Origin of the sequence: Pseudomonas sp. SIMBA_067, from assembly GCF_046534675.1 — a bacterium.
Classification (GTDB): domain Bacteria; phylum Pseudomonadota; class Gammaproteobacteria; order Pseudomonadales; family Pseudomonadaceae; genus Aquipseudomonas; species Aquipseudomonas putida.
Map to the genome: position 1 here is coordinate 1 of NZ_JAWRYH010001051.1, position 247 is coordinate 247.

Here is a 247-nt window from a genome sequence, read left to right on the forward strand (position 1 = left end):
GGCGTCCCCTAGGGGACTCGAACCCCTGTTACCGCCGTGAAAGGGCGGTGTCCTAGGCCACTAGACGAAGGGGACACACAACACTTTTCAGTGCACCAGAACATGAACCTCACGATTCAGCCTGGATTTTCTTTTCCTGCCCCGCCGTTAAGCAGTGCCGGAGAAACTGGAGCGGGAAACGAGACTCGAACTCGCGACCCCGACCTTGGCAAGGTCGTGCTCTACCAACTGAGCTATTCCCGCATTG

2 tRNA genes are annotated in these 247 nt (G+C 57.5%); both read right to left on the bottom strand.

The annotated features are described in order from the left end of the window. Positions 1–2 precede the first annotated feature (2 nt). A tRNA-Glu gene (locus tag SB765_RS32435) sits at positions 3–75 on the bottom strand. Between the two features lie 92 nt (positions 76–167). Further along, positions 168–243, bottom strand: a tRNA-Gly gene (locus SB765_RS32440). Positions 244–247 lie beyond the last annotated feature (4 nt).